The following is an 18,754-nucleotide window of genomic DNA, read 5'->3' as shown; positions in this document are numbered from 1 at the left end:
GTAGCCATTATTACAACATAGCAATATGTCTTATATTACTGATCTCCACCATTTTGGGGTTTTGCTACATTTAGAAAAGGTAAGGCGAATCTAACTAACTGTTTACAGTTGTTTATTTTATAGCTAGGATAAAATCATTGTAATATAAAGACATTTGTCGGTTTGTAAAACGACAAATGTCGTAGACTAAATTGTTAGCTGCTTCTGCATATCTCAAGGATGTATCATGGAAAAAACAGAAAAAAAGTTTGATTACGACGTTTGTTTTACTTTTGCAGGCGAAGATCGTGATTATGTAGAGAAAGTAGCAGACTTTGCTCGTGATTTAGGGATTAGGGTCTTTTACGATATGTATGAAGAGGTAGATCTTTGGGGGAAAGATTTATATGAACACCTAGATGATGTATATAAAAATTCAGCTAAATATTGTGTGCTTTTTGCCTCTATAAATTATGATAAAAAATTGTGGACAAATCATGAAAGAAAGAGTGCTCAAGAGCGAGCATTTAAAGAAAACTCTGAATATATATTACCTGCCAAATTTGATGACACATCGATACCTGGAATTAGAGATACTGTAGGGTATGTAGACCTTAGAAGAAAATCACCTGAACAATTAGCGGAAATGATTTCTAAAAAAGTTGGGTATTTACCAAAAACAGAATACTTACCTCCTAGCCCTAATCTATTATTTGAGGAAGTCGGTGTTGAATCCGAAGATGAAAAATCAATGGTGTACTCGGTAACACATGATTTACTTCGCACATCTAAACGAATGTCACGCGAAGAAAGAAAAGCCCTTTATTCTGTTTTTGTTTTTGGCTGTCCGGGAGAGCTTCCCGAAAATATGCACATTAATATTAACTTGCTTTCACGTATTACTGAGATACCAACAAGTAAATTATTAAGAATTTTTTCTGATATTTCATGTCTAAAATTTGATTCATTTTTAAGAGATGACGACGAAAATGAAGATCGATTAGGGAAAAAAGAAATGTTAGTACTTAGTTGGTTCAATTATGACAGCGACTTTGAAGATGGAAATGCAACTATTGTAATAAATGCAGTCGCAGAGTTAGTACAACAGTGTTATTGCGAAGACCACGTTATTGAGGCTCTATGTGATCTCGACTTTTCTGCTCTATCCGATGCAACGGCTGAAAACAGTTGTGATCATAAAAGCAGCTAACAAGTGTTTTCAAGTCGGACAAATGACAGTCGGCTGTTGTTCGTACCTCACACATTTTAGCCAACTGCAATTTGCCGCTTAAAACGGCGTTATAAGCCTAAAGGAATACCGAGTGAGACTTTCCCTTTCAATTTTATTATCAATGATTTCTCTCCATTGTTTTGGCATTACTGATTTAGAGGTTGAAAGTTGGCAAGAGGATCTTGAGTTTTATTCACGAAATTTGTCTGAAAAACATATAGATCTTTACCATACGATTTCTAGGCAAAGCTTTAATGAAGAGGTAACGCAACTTAAAGGCTCTCTATCCTCTTTAACGAAAAATCAGTTATTAATTGAACTGATGAGGTTAACTCACAAAATTGGTGATGGGCATACATCATTTCCTTTATGGGGAGCTAATTTAAAAAGTTTTCCTATTCAATTAAAGGTGCTCAATGGAGAGCTTTATGTAATTAAAACTACCAAGGATTTCAAGCACCTCCTTGGTGCGAAACTTGAGAAAATTAACGACATGAATGCAGAAGAAATCTATCGTTTATTTTCTCAACTAACACCTTTTTCTGAAAACAAATACTCAACACAAATAAGAGCAGCTCAATATATCCCAAAAGCCGAATTACTTAATGGGCTGGGAATTGTCAAAGGTACATTTCAAGCCCGATTTACATTCACAGTAGGCAAAAAACTAATTGAACAACAATTAGAACCATACCACTCAAATGAGTATACAGCCGAACTCACCTATCTAAACAACTCCATATTTTCGATTGAGGAAAAACTAAACGAGAATCTTTGGTTTGGGTCGTTAAACGATAATAAAGTGGTCTATTTTAAATTTCGCCGTTATACATCAATCTCAAAAATGGAATCACTGGGCGAAGATTTATTATCCTTCATTAATAAAAACAAATCTAAAAAGTTAATAATTGACCTTAGAGACAATTATGGTGGGGACTTTTTTGTAGGTTTAAAATTGGCTCAACTACTCGTACTGGCTGACAGTATAGATTGGAAGTCAGGTGTTTATGTTCTTATTGATAATACAACTTTCTCAGCAGCAATGAGTAATGCTGCTCAGTTTTCACAATTATTGAATGCAAAATTAGTTGGTGAACCTACTGGTGCCAAACCTTCAGGTTACCAAGATATGGGGCAATTTATTTTACCTAACTCCAACCTAGAGGTAACATACTCAAAGCGCCTGTATCACTTTACTCGTGATAATAAAGATGCGTTATACCCAAATGTTCATATTGAAGTTTCAATTGATGACTATATTTCAAAAAATGACCGTCAATTAAAATGGATATTAAGTGATATAGGGTTGCAATAACCGGCTTATAACAAGAAATTTAACAGGACTAAAAACAGTGGGCTGTTCGCTTCGCTTCCATTTTAGCCCACAATTTTTAGCCCGTTAATTGGGCGTTATGTTTCAATCATGGAAGGTGCAAATAAATATGTTTGGTTTTATATTTAAATATATATTCTTTAGTATTATTAACGTCGTTTTATTCCTTCTAGCAAGTTTTGCTTTAATGGCGTTGCTACCTGAAACTATCGTAAATGGAGATACATTCGAGTTGGTCTATGGAATAGTTTTTATTTCTTTTTTAGTTCTAACTGGCTTTGTAGTAAACCATCAAATCACCCCAAAAGTTGGCTTTATCGAAGGCTGGAAACTTGGGTTTCTAAGTATAAAAATGTATATTAAGCCCTGAGTAACTGAAACATAAAAAGAATTTCAAGCAGGACAAAATATAGTTGGCTTTTGTTCACTCCGTTCACCTATTTTAGCCAACTATATTTTGCCTCTTAAATGGGCGTTATACGCACAAAGGACATGTAGTTGAATAACGAAGCTGTTAAACCAAAATACTTAAATTACACTGAGATATTGGGTTTTAAAATTCCTTTAGTGTGGTGTTCGTTAGCTATGTTAATTGGCCTAATATTTCATGAAGTTGTAGAAGCTATTTTAGTACCGCCGCTAACGTTATTGATGGTTTATATTTGTCATAAAATAACCAGTTTTTTCCTGAGCTTTCAGGAACACAGTGGGATTTTGAGTGAGAAAGTTTATGGTGTGATAATTAGATTCATTTGGTTTAGTGCTGTACTTGGATTTTTCATATCTCTTTTTAGTGCCGCTTTTGAATCTGTAAACAACGAAGTAAATTTTGAATTTTTCAATGGTGTTTTTAGTATTGTCTATTTTGGTTTTGCTTTGGCAGCGGCTAATAAGTGGGGTAAAACCTATGTTCCCAAACATTAGCGTAATATGTGCGTATAACAAAAACATCAACTGGGAAACTACTCGCTGTAAAGCGCTCGTATTTTCCAGTTATATTAAGCGTTATGTGGCATTGAGTCAATTTGAACTAATTATAGGGTTGATAATCTGGGTATGGATATTCGTAAGCTCATTTCTGTTTAATTATTTGGAAAATAGTTGCATTGATAACATGCAAAAACATTCAGACTCAGAAATAGAGAACCCAAGTAAAAATTCTTGGATAAACCCTTTTGGTGGTTTTAAAAATTTATTGTTTTTTATTACCTATAAGCCTAAAACTTCTGACTCTACAGGTTTTGTTGTAGCGGCTAAAAATGGGAAAGTATTACAAGCGGTGTACTTCATTCAACTTATTTGTGTTGTTGGTGTATTTATAGCTTTTAAAGCTTAATAAAATTTACAGTACACTGCCACATAACAAGCACTTCAAACGTAACAAAAACAGTTGGTTAGGTTCCGCTTCGCTTCACATTTTAACCAACTATTTTTGTCCGCTTAAGTGGGCGTTAGCACTATCAGAGGTTCTATTGAAAGTTGAGAGTATTCGAGAATGCGAAAACGGTGAGTTTGTAGCAGATATACACCTTGAAAATGGTGAGCACTATTTCACAACCGAATACTTTTCTACTTTTAAAAAAGCAGATGAATGGGTTACACCTTGGTGTGAGTGGGTGAATAAAGTTTCTTTTGGGACTATCGATAGCGTTTATTATATTATTCAGGTACCAGACTCTTGGGCTGGACCACCTAAAAATGCACACCCTTTACATGGGCTATTTATAAAGATTGGTAGATCTAAAAATGTACTCCAGCGTTTACAAAATTTACAAACTGGTACGTATGGCCAATTAATTATTGGCGCATTAGAACCAGGAGGCTCTGCTAGAGAGGCTGAATTACACCAAAAGTTTTCTCATCTAAGAAGACAAGGCGAATGGTTTTCTTGTAATGAACCTCTTTTTAAACATGTTTTTCGTACATGGTATAAAAATAAAATGCTTCCTCCTGAGCACCAAGAGAAAATGCAAATACTTGCGCAGCGTAGTAATGATTACCGTATTATGCGTGATCTAATTGGTGGAGCACCTGATACAGTAAATCCATCGCTTGACGATGAATGGCACGGAACAACTTTTGTAGATCTAGTATATAGTTCTTTGGCAAAGTCGTTAAAATAGTGCTAACAAGACGATCCAATAAGGACAAAAAACAGTTAGTTTTGCTCCAGCGTGAATTACAGTGACACCCAATCTAAATCTTGTAATGCTTTAAAAACGCTTAGGGTTAATTAAAGGAGATCATTTTTTAATTGAATTTGGCTGTTGGAGTTATTTTACAGTCTCGTTAGTTGCCAAGGATAATAATGAGAACATTTCAGCTTTTAGGTTTTATACTTGCGATTGTTGGGTTTATTTTAGGCTACGTGATGCTAGCCCCAATTGATGGTGAAGCATCCGACGCTTCAGCAGGAGGTACAGGCATAGGCATTATGTTTATGGTGTTACCTATACTTGGTTGGTCTGCGTTAATATTAGTGCCCTCTTCAGTAGCATTGTTCAACCATGAAGTAAGAGAACGCACTTATTTCAGAGGCAATTTTTGGCTAAACCTCTGGAAAGTAAACCTAGTTATTTCTTTTGGATATATTGCCGTTGTACTATATTTTGCTTACATATGGTTTAAGGGCAGCATTGGCAATTAATAAGACTTTAAATGCCTAATACCTTTAATTCATTCTTACCTACTAACATCTAACCCAAGCTAAGCACTAACAACCATCAGGTTTAACACCATTAGCATTAAACCTGACAGCCCAAACTCCCTAGCCAACGTTAATTAGTTGGCATTAAATAGATTTCTCGTACGCTGTTGCGCTGGTTTGCTTCAATAGCAAACAATACCGCGTCGGCTACATCTTGCGGGTCGAGTTTGTCGGGCTTAGCGTCATCAAAAAATGGGGTGTTTACCATGCCTGGGGCTATGGTTGTGCAGCGGCCGTTCCACTCACTCATTTCCTCAGCTAAGTTTTGTCCAAAGCCATAAGCAAACCATTTAGTTGCACCGTAAATAGAGCCACCAATTGGCTTACGGCCAGCGGCAGAGCTGGTTAATATAAAGTGACCTTTGTTTTGGCGTAAATGCGGCAGGGTTAATTTTGCAGTCCACAGTAGGGCTTTAATGTTTATATCGATCATGGTTGACCATTCATCTGGGTCACCTTTTTCGGTGCCTGCGGTTGAAACACCCATACCCGCGTTAGCAAAGGCTACATCTAATCGGCCAAACTTTTCAATGCCTTTGGTAACTACGTTTTCAAGCGCGGTAAAGTCGGTTGCATCTGCGGCTACGCTCAGTGCGTTATCTGATCCTAGCTCGGCAACAAGTTGGTTAAGTTGCTCTTCTCTACGGGCGGTTAATATAACTTTATGACCGTTGTTTACTAAGGTTTTTGCCGTTGCTTCACCAATGCCACTAGAAGCGCCGGTTATGAGTACTATTTTCTCTTTTGCCATGGTTTTTTCCTTATTAACAAATGAATAAAGGCGCAGCTCAATGCGCGCCATGCAGTTATTGCGCTATGTCAAAATTGACTGATAAATCGTCAGCTTGCGTTAGGCTAATTTGTTTTAGTTGATAAATATTAAAATCAGCATCTATTTGCTCTGCATCGTCTATGTGTGCGCTACATGTATAAGCAAGTTGATAGTTGCCTGGTGTTATGAATGCGAGTTCAAATTCGTATTCATTATCGTCTGCATCAAATACAACATTGGCAGTAGCTAACGGAGCGTTATCAGGCGTTTGGTCATCTATTTCATGAATATCTGTTGGGGTTTGTGCTTGCGCAGAGTAAAGGTAAACAGCATGGCCAAATGATGAATCATCAGCAGCAAGATCAATGTTATCAGTCTCGCAATTGTTTATAAGTGTTTGGCTTACAGTGCCTTCAATATCTTGTGATTCAGAGAGGTTTTGTAAACGCACACCGCGAGGTTTTAAAAATACTTCGTTATTATTTTGTGGATCAACCAATGATTTTTTTAAATCAAACTCTAATACAAACTCGTTGTCGGTTTGATTGAGTGTAAAGCCATTTAGCTGAATTTCGCCCACGCCATCATTACCTTTTCTTTTTACGATAAGCGGTGCAATGCTGCCGTCTTCATAAACTACGTGAGATGTTAAGCTAAGGTTGTTTGTGTCGCCGTTTATTACTTGCGCGCGGATCCACGAATAATCACCTGCAGGTACTTCTTGATCGTCAAGTAATTGAAAAATATCGTCGCCCGTATAGTCTAGTAAATTGACCATTTGCGCTAAGGTGGAATCGTTTTTAGAGCGAGTTTCAAAGCTAACTTCTTCACCTTCTTGGGCTTTAATTGTTATTGAATCAAATACAACGTTAACTTGTTTTAAACCAGTGACTGGAGCGTCGGAAATACCTAAACTAAAAGTTGCTTTATCACTTGTTTGTGGGGTTGTTTCAGCATCGTCATTTGATGAGCCGCAGCCTGCTAAGGCAAAAATAATAGCGCTACTTAATATAGTTGATTTAAAGTTCATGGTTGTTTCCTCTTATTCGATTTGTTAAGTGTATGTATTTAACCCTTAACCTAAATTGAATTAAAAATATGAGAAGTTATAACTTTTAACATGCTGTTTTAAAACGTTTTTAATTTCATCGATTTAATCGTTTTTTACTATATACTCGCGCCACTTCTTTTGAAGTCGGTTTTATTAGATTTAACCATTATTTTGCTGAGTTTCAGCCACATTTATCGGAACAAACATGAAAGATAAACTTTTAGCGTTTTGGCAAAGCCATTCAGAAACAATCATCACTTTAGGGTACAAAGTGGTTTTAGCGTTGGTGATTTTAGTTGCGAGTGCCTTAATTGCACGATCGGTTAAAAAAGCGATTAAAAACTCTAAATCGCCATTAAAAAGAGTGGATAGTACGCTGCTTCCTCTTTTATCGAGTATTGCTGGTTATTTAGTTTATATAATTGGTGGGCTATTTATTTTAGATATTTTTGGCGTTAATACGGCCAGTTTAATTGCGCTAATGGGTGCTGCTGGTTTAGCGATTGGTTTAGCCCTTAAAAATACGCTGAGCAATATTGCTGCGGGTATTATGCTGCTAATACTCAGACCTTTTAAAATAGGCGACTTTGTTGATGCCAGTGGCACGCTTGGTACTGTGAGTGAAATAAACTTGTTTACCACTATTTTTAAAACCACCGACGGTCTTTATATCGCATCGCCTAACGGCAAAGTGTGGGGTGGCAATATTAAAAACTTTACCCGTAATGGCAAAAGACGAATGGACATAGTGGTGGGGATTTCGTATGCCGACTCTATTGACGTTGGCTTAAATGTACTTAAAGAATTAGCTGCATCAGAGAGCCGATTACTTGCAGAGCCTGCACCTAAAGTAATGGTGACATCAATAGGCGAAAGCGCAGTGAACATTCAATTACGTGCGTGGGCTGTTAATGGTGATTATTGGCAAACCGTGTGGGATTTAAACAAACGCGTTAAAGAAGCAATTGAAGGTGCTGGGCTGAGTATTCCGTTTCCGCAGCGTACGCTGCATATATCTGAGTCTATGGCGTCGGCAATAACTGTTAACAAAGATGCTTAAATATGTATTAACATAAACACAAATAAAAATAGCGAGCCTTGGCTCGCTATTTTTGTATTAGCCGTAGTATTAGCCTTTGTGTTAACTGAGGTATTAACCTTCTAATTGAAAGTCGTACACTGAGCCTAAATTTAGTAGCTGCGTTAGCTCATCAAGTGCTTGGTAGCTTTCAGTTAATAGGGCTGAGTCTGCAAAGTCACTTGCGCCTAATTTGTCGCGGTAGTTACGTTTTGCCCAGTCACACAGTTGTGTGTATTTAGTATCAGTTAAAATAACCTCTGGGTTTACTGCAGCAAGTTCTTGCTCGTTAAGGGCTACACGTAAACGCAAGCAAGCAGGGCCGCCGCCATTTTGCATACTTTGGCGTAAATCAAAAAACTGCACTTGGTTTACTGGGTTATCAGCCATGATCATTTCTTCAATGTAGGCGTTAACCGCGCTGTTGCGTTTACATTCTTGTGGTGCCACTAACAGCATTGAACCATCTTCAAGGCTCACTAACTGGCTATTAAATAAGTAACTACTTACAGCGTCGGTAATGCTTACTTTATCGGTAGGTACTTCAATAATGTAAAATTCTTTATTGCCCACATACGCTTCGCGAATATCTTGCAGTGCCAAAGCTTGGTTTAAAAATGCTTGCTGGTGGCACAGTAATACGTTGGCGTTACCTACTGCAATTACATCGTTATGAAACACGCCTTGGTCTATTACGTCTGGATTTTGCTGTAGTAAAATTTGGCTTGAATCTTTTAAGTTATGTAAACGACAAATTGCTTCTGAGGCTTCGAGTGTTTGCCTTGCAGGAAATTTAGCTGGTTTTGGTAATTGGCTGTTAAACGCGCTGGCACCAAATACAAACATTTCAAGGCCTTGCTCGCCGTGGCTGTCACAAAAACGAGTATGGTTTGCTGCACCTTCGTCGCCAAAAAAGCCTTGGTCGGGCAAATGGGTATGGTGCGCAAAGTATTTGTCATTGTTAAACATCGCTTTTAATAAGCGTGTAGTGGTTGCAGGCTCTAATGAACGATGAAACTTATTATTTAAATTAGCTGAAGTAAAATGTACTTTGCCGTCGGTTGTATCAGGTGATGGCGATACCGTAGCGGCATTGGCTGTCCACATTGCAGACGCTGAATAACACGCGCGTAATAAAATAGGATCTGCTTTAAATGCTTTGTGAATTACTTGTGCATCGTTACCGGTAAAGCCTAAGCGGCGCAGTACGTTTAAGTCGGGGCGCGCATGAGGGGCAAATACACCTTGAGTTAGGCCTTTGTCGTGCATGGCTTTCATTTTTTCAAGGCCTTGAAGCACAGCCTCTTGAGGATTTGAAAAGCTTGCTGCGTTATTTAACGAGGCAACATTACCATACGATAAACCAGCGTAGTTGTGAGTAGGGCCAACTAAGCCATCAAAATTAACTTCCAAAGCGTGCATACACGTTCCAACTAAAATTTTTCAATAGGGTGCAACAATACAACGCAATAGGGTTGCTTGCAAAGTTATAAACGCAGTGTTTTTACTAATTTTTTTGATGTTTTTAAATGTGGAGTTTATTACAAGGGGGTTGTTTTTATATCAGGTGGCTAATAAGTAATTAAATAAGGTTTATTCATAAATTTCATAGTGTGCAAAAGCTTAGCCTAAAGTAGGTTTATACATTTAAGCTTTATGCCAAGCCTTTACACAATACGATGCTACTTAACATAGACGCGCTCTTTGTCAGCGGTGGTATGGGTATTTGTTGGATCATTAACTTGCCAAACGCTAATGTCTAAACGCCATAAAAGGTAAAGGGTATGGTATAGATTGAACATGGTTTTTCCTTGGTATTTTCACTGAACACATCAGTTTATAGGAAGAAGTATGCCAACATTAACTTGAATATTTTATGAATAGAAATCAGGTATTTAGTATTTAAGTGTAAATACGTACTAAAGAATTAGCACCAAAGCGGTGAAGTATTACTAAAAGATGCACCAACGTGGTGTGTTTTAACAAAAAGCCCTGCAACTATTGGGTCACTTAAATGTGCAAGGCTTTTTAAAAAATACAGTCACTCAAAAAGTAAATTAACGGCCTACTTTTCCTTTTACTAAAGGCTCGAACGACATTACTTTAAACTTACCGTGGCTTTGATTTTTGCCATTATTAAGTACAGGCGAATTATGTAAATCGTCAACGGTAAAGTATATTTTATGATCGGCTCCGTAACTAAAACCATCAGGCCAGCTCAAACGTTCGTCTTTAAATAATACTTCGTAGTCGCCAGTGGGTTTAACTACGCCAATTGCGCCATTGGTTATGTCGGTTACATATACGTTACCGCCGCCATCAACAATAATACCATCTGAAATTGGCTTAGTGCCGTAACGCGTAACTTTGTCTTCAAGCGCTTTAGCCGAAAGGCTCTTGTTATTTATATCGATGGTGGCAATGCGGTAAACCGACGTGCCCGACATAGAGCCAAAGTAAAGCCAGTCTTCGTTAGGGTCAAGCGTAATTGGGTTAACACCTAAGCGGGCAGGTTGTCCGCCAAGGCTCATTGTGCGCCCATCAATAACCATATCGATATTTTCGGCAGTGGTGTAATGGCTATTTTGTAACACTCTGCGTGCGACACCTGTTTTAAGGTTAACCGTAATAATAGCGGCTTGGCTGCCTTGGGCTGTGTCAGCAATGTATACAACGCCATGCTTATTATCGATGACTAAATCGTTTAAAAACGAGGTGTCGGTAATGGTCGGTTTAGCCAGATAAATAATTTTATGCAGTTGCTCTTTGTTTGTATCCCAACCTACTAAGCGCCCAGCGTGATCGGGCCCTGAAGTGTCAAGCATCCATAAAACGCCATCGCTTGATACGTTTATGCCAAGTACATCGTAAAAACCTTTACCGTTATTGTACGCGTATGCCCATTCTTCATTAGGGTAGGGCTTAGTTGTACCATCGCTTAAAAGCTCCATAATTTTTTGCTTTTGGCCAAAAAAGCCATGCACAGATAAAAACTTTCTGCCGGATGGGGTAATAGCAATGTTGCCCGGTGGGTGCTGCGCATCAAAAGTCGCGACTGTTTTTAAATCAGCATTTTGATTAGCAGTATTAGCAGTATTAGCAGTATTAGCAGATACGGCGTTGCTACCTAAAAGTGCCGTGCTACACGCCGCAGCTAATAGTAATTTTTTAATATGAGTCATTTTTAAAACCTTTTAAAACACGTTTATTGTTTAAAAATTAAGAGCCTAATCGGCTAAGTCGTTTACTACTAAATCGAGCAGCTGCATCAACTGCTTCGCTTGTGTTGCATTTACACTATCAAATTTACATAAAATATTTTTAGGAATATCGGCTGCTTTTAACTTAAGCGATTGGCCATGCTGAGTTAGCTGCACTAGGCGTTTGCGTTTGTCGTGCTCATCTTTAATAACAGCCAGTAATGATTTGTCGCTCATTTTTTTGAGTATTTGGGTCATTGCACCGCCATCTATTGCGGTTTTATCTATTAGCTCTGCAATTGTTATTTCGTCTTGCTCCCACAGGGCCATCATTACGACGTATTGTGGGTAAGTTAAATTTAGCGCGTTTAAAGGCTCGCGATACGCACGCGCAATGCTGTTAGATGCCATATATAAACGATGGCATAACTGATTTTTTAACTTTAATTGCTCAAACGGCATAACGTTATCCTTTATTTCAATACATGCTATTTTAATTTGCATGCAAAGTATTTGCAATCTCTAATTACTTGATCTATTATTTTGCACACAAACTAAATTGATTGATATTTTAAAACTTTGGAGTTCATTATGAATGTATTACAAAACGTAGCTTACACAGCAAAAGCAACTGCAACTGGCGGCCGTGAGGGCGTAGCTAAATCTGATGATGGTCGTTTAGATGTAAATTTATCAACACCTAAAGGTTTAGGCGGAGACGACGGACAAGGCACTAACCCAGAGCAATTATTTGCCGCAGGTTATGCAGCATGTTTTATTGGCGCACTTAAATTTGTAGCAGGTAGCGAAAAAATAGATTTACCAAGCGACACACATATTAATTCACAAGTGTCTATTGGTGCTATTGAAGGCGGTTTTGGTATTGCGGTAAAACTAGCTGTATCACTAGGTGATATGGATAAAGCTGCAGCGCAAACGCTTGTAGATAAAGCGCACCAAGTATGCCCATATTCAAACGCAACACGTGGCAATATTGAAGTAGAGCTTTCAGTTATTTAATAACTAAATAAAGAAAAGTTATAAAAGCACACAACGACAATTAGTCGTTGTGTGCTTTTTTGCGTTTAAGGCATAAAAATTAAATATACGATAAAACGTATATTCACTATTCCATATGTTGTTATTTTGTTTTATTGTGTATGCATAAGCACAGTGAGGACAGTATGGAACAATTCAACCCACTTCAATTTTATAAATGCCTAGCGGACGATACACGTTTAAAAGCAATGCTGCTAATTAGCCACGAAGAAGAGCTGTGTGTATGCGAGCTTGTTGCTGCACTTAAATTAAGCCAACCTAAGGTATCTCGCCATTTAGCACAGTTAAGACAATGCGAATTATTAAGTGGCCGTAAACAAAATCAATGGGTGTACTACAGTATTAACAAAGCACTGCCAGAGTGGGCTAAAAATGTATTAACGCAAACGCTTACTGCTAACTCTTCATTTTATCAAAACGATTTAACGCGCTTAAACGCTATGGGTAATCGCCCTGAACGTGCAGCTAGCTGTTGTAACTAACTAATAAATTAACTTATTAAAGGTATTAATTATGACTATTAAAGTAGGTATTAACGGTTTTGGCCGTATGGGACGTTTAACACTGCGTGCAGCAGTTGATTGGCCAGAAATAGAGTTTATTAAAGTAAATGATGTAGCGGGCGATGCTAAAACACACGCACATTTAATTGAGTTTGACTCAGTGCACGGACGCTTAGCGCAGCAGGTTACTAGTGATGATAATAGCTTTAGTGTGGGTAAACACACGATTGCAGTTACCAACAACAAAACCATAAATGAAACTGATTGGTCAGATTGCGATGTAGTAATAGAGGCCAGCGGTAAAATGAAAACCACTGAGCTGTTAAACCAATATTTAGCGCAAGGTGTTAAGCGTGTTGTGGTAACAGCACCAGTAAAAGAAGACGGTATTTTAAATGTAGTAATGGGTGTAAACGATGACCTATATAACCCAGGTGAGCATAAAATTGTTACTGCGGCTTCTTGCACAACTAACTGTTTAGCGCCAATAGTAAAGGTTTTGCAAGAAAAAGTGGGCATTAAGCACGGCTCAATGACCACTATTCACGACATTACTAATACCCAAACGATTATAGATGCCCCTCATAAAGATCTACGCAGAGCGCGTTCATGCGGTACTAGTTTAATACCAACAACAACAGGCAGTGCAACAGCCATTACGCATATTTTTCCTGAGCTTAAGGGTAAATTAAACGGCCATGCTGTGCGTGTACCTTTAACTAATGCATCCATTACTGACTGTGTTTTTGAGCTGGAGCGAGGTGTTACACAAGATGAAGTAAACACTTGGTTTAAAGATGCTGCAAATAACGAGCTAAAAGACATTTTAGGCTACGAAGAAAGACCGCTTGTATCTATAGATTATAAAACAGATCCACGTAGTTGCACCATAGATGCGCTTTCAACTATGGTAATTAACAACACTCAGCTTAAATTATACGCTTGGTATGATAACGAATGGGGTTATGCAAACCGTACCGCTGAGCTAATGCTTAAAGTTGCACAAAGTGATGTGGTTTAATCTCGTTTTAAAAGGTTTAAATTCATGCTTGCGCAGTTAGCTAATTTACCAAGCTCTATAAAACAATATTTAATAATTACCGGTAATTACTGGGCATTTACTTTAACTGATGGTGCACTGCGCATGCTGGTGGTGCTGTACTTTCATCAGTTGGGTTATGGTGCATTTGCAATAGCCATGTTGTTTTTGTTTTATGAAATTTTTGGCGTAATCACCAATTTAGTAGGTGGTTGGCTTGGGGCACATTTAGGGTTAAATAAAACCATGAATGTAGGGCTTGGGCTACAGCTTGTAGCTTTAGCCATGCTTTGCGTGCCTGGGGATTGGCTAACCGTTGCCTATGTTATGGCAGCGCAAGCACTGAGTGGCATAGCTAAAGACTTAAATAAAATGAGCGCAAAGAGCGCCATTAAGTATTTAGTACCCCAAGACGATGCAGGGCAAAGCCAATTATATAAATGGATTGCCATACTTACAGGCTCTAAAAATGCGTTAAAAGGAGTGGGCTTTTTTTTAGGTGGCTTGCTACTTACCGTATTTGGTTTTGTGGGGGCATTAATAAGCCTAATTGCTTTACTTAGTGTTGCGTGGGTTATTAGTTTAATTTTTTTAAAAGGCGATATTGGTAAAGCTAAAAACAAACCTAAGTTTAAAGAATTATTTTCTAAATCGCGGGCAATCAACTTACTTAGTGCAGCGCGTTTATGCTTATTTGCGGCGCGCGATGTATGGTTTGTGGTTGCATTGCCGGTTTACTTAGCCGCTCAGTTTAACTGGGATCACTGGTGGGTAAGCGGCTTTATGGCTTTGTGGGTAATTGCTTATGGATTGGTGCAGTCGCAAGCACCGCGTATAACAGGGCAAAGTGATTCAAACTCACATTCAGTTAAAAAAGCGTATTGGTGGGTTGCTCTATTAAGTGGCGTAACTGGCATTTTAGCGTTGTTGATGCAATTTGATGTAGCGGTACATTTTACGCTTGTAATCGGCTTACTTATTTTTGGTGGTGTATTTGCTGTAAATTCATCGCTGCATAGTTACTTAATAGTAAGTTTTGCTAAAAACGATGGGGTGTCGCTCGACGTTGGCTTTTATTATATGGCCAATGCGATAGGGCGTTTGCTTGGTACGGTGCTTTCTGGCTGGGTTTTTCAGGTATATGGGCTCAGTGCGTGTTTATGGGTAAGTGTGTGTTTATTAATTGCAGCCTCAATTACAACGGCACGTTTGGCTAAACTTTAAAAAACTCAACGTATTGTATTAAATTCAATTTGTTTAACGATATTCATAGCTTCGTTGGTTAGATCTACTAAACTGTATCAGTAGTTTTAATTTAAAGGGTGTGATGAATGCGAGAAATATCGTTAGCAAAAAAGTTACTCTGGCTAAGTGTCGGTAGTATATTTATAACTGTACTAGTGCTATCAGGCATTTTGTGGTGGCAGTTATCATCAAGTAATAAGCAGTTAGCGACCAAATCCGAAGAGTACATTATTGTAGAAGTAGAAGAAAAGCTTAATGCTCATGCGGCTGGATACGGAGAAAAAATTGCTGGCTTTATTAATGAAGCTTACCGTGTTCCTTATTCATTAGCGGCACTACTTGGCGATGCAGCAAAACAAAGCACTTTAGACCGAGATACAGTTGTCAGTATAAATAAAGCGGTTTTAGAACAAAACACTCTCTTATCATCTATTTATTCTCAATTTGAACCAAACGCTTTTGATGGGCAAGATTCTCAATATCAACAAGGGTATAAGCATTCAGTAGATAGTGCTGGTACGTTAGAGGTATACATAACTCGCGATCAAAAAGGCGTAATTGAACAACAAAAAGTAGCGAATGCTGCCGATAAATATATTACCTCTTTAAATGAATTTGGTATTCGCGAAGCGCAGTGGTATTTGTGCGCAAAAGACACACTTAAGCCTTGTATTATGGAACCGTATTTATACGAAATCCCATCGGGCGATTCGGTAATGCTAACTTCGTTAACCGTGCCTATTTTAAAGTCAGGCCAGTTTATTGGTTTAGCAGGCGTTGATTTAACTCTACCAACCTTTCAAGTAATGACTGAGCAGCTTTCTAAGCAGCTTTACAATGGTCAAGCTAAAGTAACCTTATTAAGTGATTTAGGTTTAGTTGTAGGCAGCAGTCATTATAAATCTAAATTAGGGCGCCCAATTAAAGAGGCTGTTAGTTCTACTATATTTAATGATATTGAAAAGTCTAAAGGGCAAAGCGGTATTTTTAAAACAAATAGTGAATATTTAGTAAATTATCCAATTGATATAAAACTAGCAAACACTCAGTGGTCATTAATCATAGAAGTACCTACAGACCTAGCACTTGCAGGGCCTGAAGCGCTAGAAAAAAACATGCAAGAAACAGCAGCATCACTCGGGTTTATTATTTTAATTACAGGCTTAATAATTGCTGTGGTTGCTTTTGTTATTATGAAATTAGTAATTGCAGGTGTAATAGCGCCGCTACAACAAATTCAACAGCGGGTTGATAACCTCGCAAGTTCTGAGGGTGATTTAACGCATACATTGCATGTTGATAGCCACGCAGAACTTATTGCATTAGCTGGTGGGTTTAATCGATTTTTAGCAAAACTACGTGATTTAATTTCTGAACTAAAAGCGGTGTCTGAGCAAACTAAACAGCAAGGCGAAATAGCACAACACATCGCTATTGATACTAAGCATAATGTTCAATCTCAATTTCAAGAAATTGAAAGTGTGGTAACGGCTATGAACGAAATGAGCGCAACAGCACTCGAAGTCGCCAGAGCATCAGAGCAATCAGCCCAACAAGCCGATGAAATAAATAGCTTGGTAGTAAGCAGTGAGTCGAGCTTATCGTCAGCGATGACACAAGTTAAAACGATGTCTGAAGAAATTAAAGAAGCTAACCAAGCAGTTGAAAAAGTCGCTTCGCGTAGTAAAGACATTACGCAAATATTAGATGTAATTCGTACTATTTCAGAACAAACAAACTTACTTGCACTTAACGCAGCCATTGAAGCTGCGCGCGCAGGTGAGCATGGGCGAGGCTTTGCCGTTGTTGCTGATGAAGTACGTGCACTTGCTTCTAAAACGCGTTCATCAACAGATGACATAAGCCAGTTAATTGATAGTTTATTATCTGAAGTAGGTAACGCATCTACCGTTATTGAAAAAGGCGTAGTACGTGCACAAAATGCCGTTGATGAAACATCGGTAGCTTTTGATGCTCTGCACAGTGTTGTTGTTAAAGTTGATGAAATAACCAATCAAATTACACATATTGCCACCGCTGCTGAAGAGCAAAGCTTAGTGACTGAAGAAATAAACCGTAATTTAACGCTTATATCTGATGCCGCATCGCAACTTGCTGACTTATCTACACAAGCAGGGGATAGCAGCGAAGCGCTTAATGCACTTGTTGCCCAGCAAGATAATGAGCTAAATAAGCTTAAAACGTAACTTATAAATTAAGTTTTAAGCACAAAAAAATGGCCAGTAAATACTGGCCATTTTTATTTAGTAAAATAAGTATAACTTATTGAGAATGCGCGATAACTGCTATTTATAACTTTTTAATCAACATAAACATTTGGTTGATCATTGGCTCAGCAAATTGCTCTACATTAGGACGATTAAAATAACCGCGTAAACCTGTAAATTGCACCTGAAAAAAGCGCGCATATTCAACAGCGGTCAACGTATTACTTAACTCACCTTTGTTTATTGCTTGTGTAAACAACTGCGTTAAATAAGCTTCAAATTGAGCTGTTAAATCTAAGCTTAACTCGTATAGGTTTGAGTCTTTTTCTGCAAATTCACTGTTTGCTTTAACCAGCATACAAATAGCGCTTGGGCTGCAATCTTTTGTTTTAATTACCACGTTTTCAACAAATGCACGTAACCCACCAAGTACTGTATCTGCACTTGATAGAAACCCCTCTATTTGGGTTTTCATTTGTACTGTGTAATCTTTCAGCGATTCGCAGTATAGACCTTCTTTAGAGCCAAACGCAGAGTAAATACTACCCGGGCGCATATTAACGGCTTCTTGTAAGTCACGCGTTGAGGTTGCATGAAAACCTTTTTGCCAAAATAGCTGGCTTGCAACGCGAACTACATTATCGCGTTCAAATTTAACCTTATTAGCCATATCATTCTCAATCAATTTGAACATTTGCTCAATTTTAACTTGAACAGTCGCTCAAAATCAAATACTATGTGTCTCGAAGTTACTTAAAACTATTAATTATTAGGAGCTAACCATGGCCGAATTTACTTTATACACTCAAGAAAACGCACCAGAAGAAGCAAAACCGTTACTAGCTGATTCAGTAGCAGCATTTGGTATGCTTCCTAACTTACATGCAGTAATGGCTGAAGCACCAACATTACTTAAAGGTTACCAAGTACTGCACGAGCTGTTTCAAAAAACATCATTCAATGCAGAAGAGCTAACAGTAGTATGGCAATCAATTAACGTTGAGCACGCATGTCATTACTGTGTTCCTGCTCACAGTGGTATTGCAGCGGCAATGAAAGTTGATCAAGGTGTTGTTGATGCACTTGTAAACAAAACACCACTTGAAAACCCTAAGCTAGAAACTCTTCGTGAAACTACACTCGCAATGACACGTGAACGTGGCGTGATCAGCGATGAGCAAATCGAAAAATTCTTTGCAGCAGGTTACGGTAAGCAACAACTACTTGAAATTATTGTAGGCTTGTCTCAAAAAGTAATGAGCAACTACACTAATCACCTTGCTGATACACCAGTAGACGCTGCATTTAAAAAATATGTAAAATAAATAC

19 protein-coding genes are annotated in these 18,754 nt (G+C 38.2%); 13 read left to right on the top strand and 6 right to left on the bottom strand.

What is annotated here, in order from left to right; genetic code table 11:
* Positions 1 to 226 precede the first annotated feature (226 nt).
* From CXF76_RS04515 to CXF76_RS04485, 6 genes are all read left to right on the top strand, one after another.
* Positions 227 to 1,189: a toll/interleukin-1 receptor domain-containing protein gene (locus CXF76_RS04515; RefSeq protein ID WP_101163133.1), complete on the top strand. Its 963-nt coding sequence runs from the start codon at positions 227 to 229 to the stop codon at positions 1,187 to 1,189.
* A gap of 112 nt (positions 1,190 to 1,301) precedes the next feature.
* On the top strand, positions 1,302 to 2,525 hold the full coding sequence (locus tag CXF76_RS04510) for a S41 family peptidase (protein WP_101163132.1): 1,224 nt from the start codon (positions 1,302 to 1,304) through the stop codon (positions 2,523 to 2,525).
* 516 nt (positions 2,526 to 3,041) lie between these two features.
* Entirely contained in the window at positions 3,042 to 3,467 is a 426-nt protein-coding gene (locus CXF76_RS04500; protein WP_076926134.1) for a hypothetical protein, read from the top strand.
* Positions 3,468 to 3,657: 190 nt separating this feature from the next.
* A complete protein-coding gene (locus CXF76_RS04495; protein ID WP_101163131.1) occupies positions 3,658 to 3,879 on the top strand; it encodes a hypothetical protein in 222 nt (73 codons plus the stop codon).
* A 136-nt stretch (positions 3,880 to 4,015) separates the two neighbouring features.
* Entirely contained in the window at positions 4,016 to 4,666 is a 651-nt protein-coding gene (locus CXF76_RS04490) for a GIY-YIG nuclease family protein (protein ID WP_101163130.1), read from the top strand.
* A gap of 185 nt (positions 4,667 to 4,851) precedes the next feature.
* Positions 4,852 to 5,190, top strand: a complete 339-nt coding sequence (locus tag CXF76_RS04485; protein ID WP_024591547.1) for a hypothetical protein — start codon at positions 4,852 to 4,854, stop codon at positions 5,188 to 5,190.
* A gap of 130 nt (positions 5,191 to 5,320) precedes the next feature.
* Here the strand turns inward: CXF76_RS04485 and CXF76_RS04480 are convergent, their stop codons facing one another.
* Together CXF76_RS04480 and CXF76_RS04475 are read right to left on the bottom strand one after the other, a co-directional pair.
* A complete protein-coding gene (locus CXF76_RS04480; protein ID WP_033016945.1) occupies positions 5,321 to 6,001 on the bottom strand; it encodes an SDR family oxidoreductase in 681 nt (226 codons plus the stop codon).
* A 55-nt stretch (positions 6,002 to 6,056) separates the two neighbouring features.
* A complete protein-coding gene (locus CXF76_RS04475) occupies positions 6,057 to 7,052 on the bottom strand; it encodes a DUF4382 domain-containing protein (protein WP_101163129.1) in 996 nt (331 codons plus the stop codon).
* Between the two features lie 226 nt (positions 7,053 to 7,278).
* On the opposite strand from CXF76_RS04475, the gene CXF76_RS04470 reads away from it, so the two are divergent.
* Complete coding sequence (locus CXF76_RS04470) at positions 7,279 to 8,133, top strand: mechanosensitive ion channel family protein (RefSeq protein ID WP_004334482.1); 855 nt, start codon at positions 7,279 to 7,281, stop codon at positions 8,131 to 8,133.
* 93 nt (positions 8,134 to 8,226) lie between these two features.
* Here the strand turns inward: CXF76_RS04470 and astB are convergent, their stop codons facing one another.
* The 3 genes from astB to CXF76_RS04455 form a co-directional block, all read right to left on the bottom strand.
* On the bottom strand, positions 8,227 to 9,573 hold the full coding sequence (gene astB, locus CXF76_RS04465) for an N-succinylarginine dihydrolase (RefSeq protein ID WP_004334492.1): 1,347 nt from the start codon (positions 9,571 to 9,573) through the stop codon (positions 8,227 to 8,229).
* A gap of 635 nt (positions 9,574 to 10,208) precedes the next feature.
* On the bottom strand, positions 10,209 to 11,333 hold the full coding sequence (locus tag CXF76_RS04460; RefSeq protein WP_101163128.1) for an L-dopachrome tautomerase-related protein: 1,125 nt from the start codon (positions 11,331 to 11,333) through the stop codon (positions 10,209 to 10,211).
* Positions 11,334 to 11,378: 45 nt separating this feature from the next.
* The gene (locus CXF76_RS04455; RefSeq protein WP_101163127.1) at positions 11,379 to 11,813 is read right to left on the bottom strand and encodes a MarR family winged helix-turn-helix transcriptional regulator; all 435 of its coding nucleotides are present in this window, start codon (positions 11,811 to 11,813) and stop codon (positions 11,379 to 11,381) included.
* Between the two features lie 129 nt (positions 11,814 to 11,942).
* Here CXF76_RS04455 and CXF76_RS04450 point away from each other — a divergent pair, with 129 nt between their 5' ends.
* The 5 genes from CXF76_RS04450 (at position 11,943) to CXF76_RS04430 (ending at position 17,404) form a co-directional block, all read left to right on the top strand.
* Positions 11,943 to 12,371, top strand: coding sequence for an organic hydroperoxide resistance protein (locus CXF76_RS04450; protein ID WP_024594483.1), 429 nt, complete (start codon positions 11,943 to 11,945; stop codon positions 12,369 to 12,371).
* 164 nt (positions 12,372 to 12,535) lie between these two features.
* On the top strand, positions 12,536 to 12,892 hold the full coding sequence (locus CXF76_RS04445) for a metalloregulator ArsR/SmtB family transcription factor (RefSeq protein WP_101163126.1): 357 nt from the start codon (positions 12,536 to 12,538) through the stop codon (positions 12,890 to 12,892).
* Positions 12,893 to 12,923: 31 nt separating this feature from the next.
* Positions 12,924 to 13,934 (top strand): ArsJ-associated glyceraldehyde-3-phosphate dehydrogenase, encoded by a 1,011-nt coding sequence (locus CXF76_RS04440; protein WP_101163125.1) that lies wholly within the window; start codon positions 12,924 to 12,926, stop codon positions 13,932 to 13,934.
* 24 nt (positions 13,935 to 13,958) lie between these two features.
* Complete coding sequence (gene arsJ, locus CXF76_RS04435) at positions 13,959 to 15,176, top strand: organoarsenical effux MFS transporter ArsJ (RefSeq protein ID WP_101163124.1); 1,218 nt, start codon at positions 13,959 to 13,961, stop codon at positions 15,174 to 15,176.
* 107 nt (positions 15,177 to 15,283) lie between these two features.
* On the top strand, positions 15,284 to 17,404 hold the full coding sequence (locus CXF76_RS04430) for a methyl-accepting chemotaxis protein (RefSeq protein WP_101163123.1): 2,121 nt from the start codon (positions 15,284 to 15,286) through the stop codon (positions 17,402 to 17,404).
* 103 nt (positions 17,405 to 17,507) lie between these two features.
* Here the strand turns inward: CXF76_RS04430 and CXF76_RS04425 are convergent, their stop codons facing one another.
* Positions 17,508 to 18,095 carry a TetR/AcrR family transcriptional regulator gene (locus tag CXF76_RS04425; RefSeq protein WP_010553549.1) on the bottom strand — a complete coding sequence of 196 codons (588 nt, stop codon included), beginning with the start codon at positions 18,093 to 18,095 and terminating at the stop codon, positions 17,508 to 17,510.
* A 112-nt stretch (positions 18,096 to 18,207) separates the two neighbouring features.
* On the opposite strand from CXF76_RS04425, the gene CXF76_RS04420 reads away from it, so the two are divergent.
* Entirely contained in the window at positions 18,208 to 18,750 is a 543-nt protein-coding gene (locus CXF76_RS04420; protein ID WP_007586212.1) for a carboxymuconolactone decarboxylase family protein, read from the top strand.
* Positions 18,751 to 18,754: the final 4 nt, after the last annotated feature.

This window comes from Pseudoalteromonas sp. 78C3 (assembly GCF_002836695.1).
Taxonomy (GTDB): Bacteria; Pseudomonadota; Gammaproteobacteria; order Enterobacterales; family Alteromonadaceae; genus Pseudoalteromonas; species Pseudoalteromonas arctica.
This window is presented reverse-complemented; position numbering and strand designations above follow the sequence as displayed.

Excerpts from the sequence above, each read along its gene's own strand:
- CXF76_RS04445 (WP_101163126.1), top strand. The coding sequence starts at position 12,536 with ATGGAACAATTCAACCCACTTCAATTTTATAAATGCCTAGCGGACGAT.
- CXF76_RS04485 (WP_024591547.1), top strand. The coding sequence starts at position 4,852 with ATGAGAACATTTCAGCTTTTAGGTTTTATACTTGCGATTGTTGGGTTT.
- CXF76_RS04455 (WP_101163127.1), bottom strand. The coding sequence starts at position 11,813 with ATGCCGTTTGAGCAATTAAAGTTAAAAAATCAGTTATGCCATCGTTTA.
- CXF76_RS04420 (WP_007586212.1), top strand. The coding sequence starts at position 18,208 with ATGGCCGAATTTACTTTATACACTCAAGAAAACGCACCAGAAGAAGCA.
- CXF76_RS04430 (WP_101163123.1), top strand. The coding sequence starts at position 15,284 with ATGCGAGAAATATCGTTAGCAAAAAAGTTACTCTGGCTAAGTGTCGGT.
- CXF76_RS04470 (WP_004334482.1), top strand. The coding sequence starts at position 7,279 with ATGAAAGATAAACTTTTAGCGTTTTGGCAAAGCCATTCAGAAACAATC.
- CXF76_RS04495 (WP_101163131.1), top strand. The coding sequence starts at position 3,658 with ATGCAAAAACATTCAGACTCAGAAATAGAGAACCCAAGTAAAAATTCT.
- CXF76_RS04460 (WP_101163128.1), bottom strand. The coding sequence starts at position 11,333 with ATGACTCATATTAAAAAATTACTATTAGCTGCGGCGTGTAGCACGGCA.
- CXF76_RS04450 (WP_024594483.1), top strand. The coding sequence starts at position 11,943 with ATGAATGTATTACAAAACGTAGCTTACACAGCAAAAGCAACTGCAACT.
- CXF76_RS04480 (WP_033016945.1), bottom strand. The coding sequence starts at position 6,001 with ATGGCAAAAGAGAAAATAGTACTCATAACCGGCGCTTCTAGTGGCATT.
- astB (WP_004334492.1), bottom strand. The coding sequence starts at position 9,573 with ATGCACGCTTTGGAAGTTAATTTTGATGGCTTAGTTGGCCCTACTCAC.
- arsJ (WP_101163124.1), top strand. The coding sequence starts at position 13,959 with ATGCTTGCGCAGTTAGCTAATTTACCAAGCTCTATAAAACAATATTTA.
- CXF76_RS04425 (WP_010553549.1), bottom strand. The coding sequence starts at position 18,095 with ATGGCTAATAAGGTTAAATTTGAACGCGATAATGTAGTTCGCGTTGCA.
- CXF76_RS04440 (WP_101163125.1), top strand. The coding sequence starts at position 12,924 with ATGACTATTAAAGTAGGTATTAACGGTTTTGGCCGTATGGGACGTTTA.
- CXF76_RS04515 (WP_101163133.1), top strand. The coding sequence starts at position 227 with ATGGAAAAAACAGAAAAAAAGTTTGATTACGACGTTTGTTTTACTTTT.
- CXF76_RS04475 (WP_101163129.1), bottom strand. The coding sequence starts at position 7,052 with ATGAACTTTAAATCAACTATATTAAGTAGCGCTATTATTTTTGCCTTA.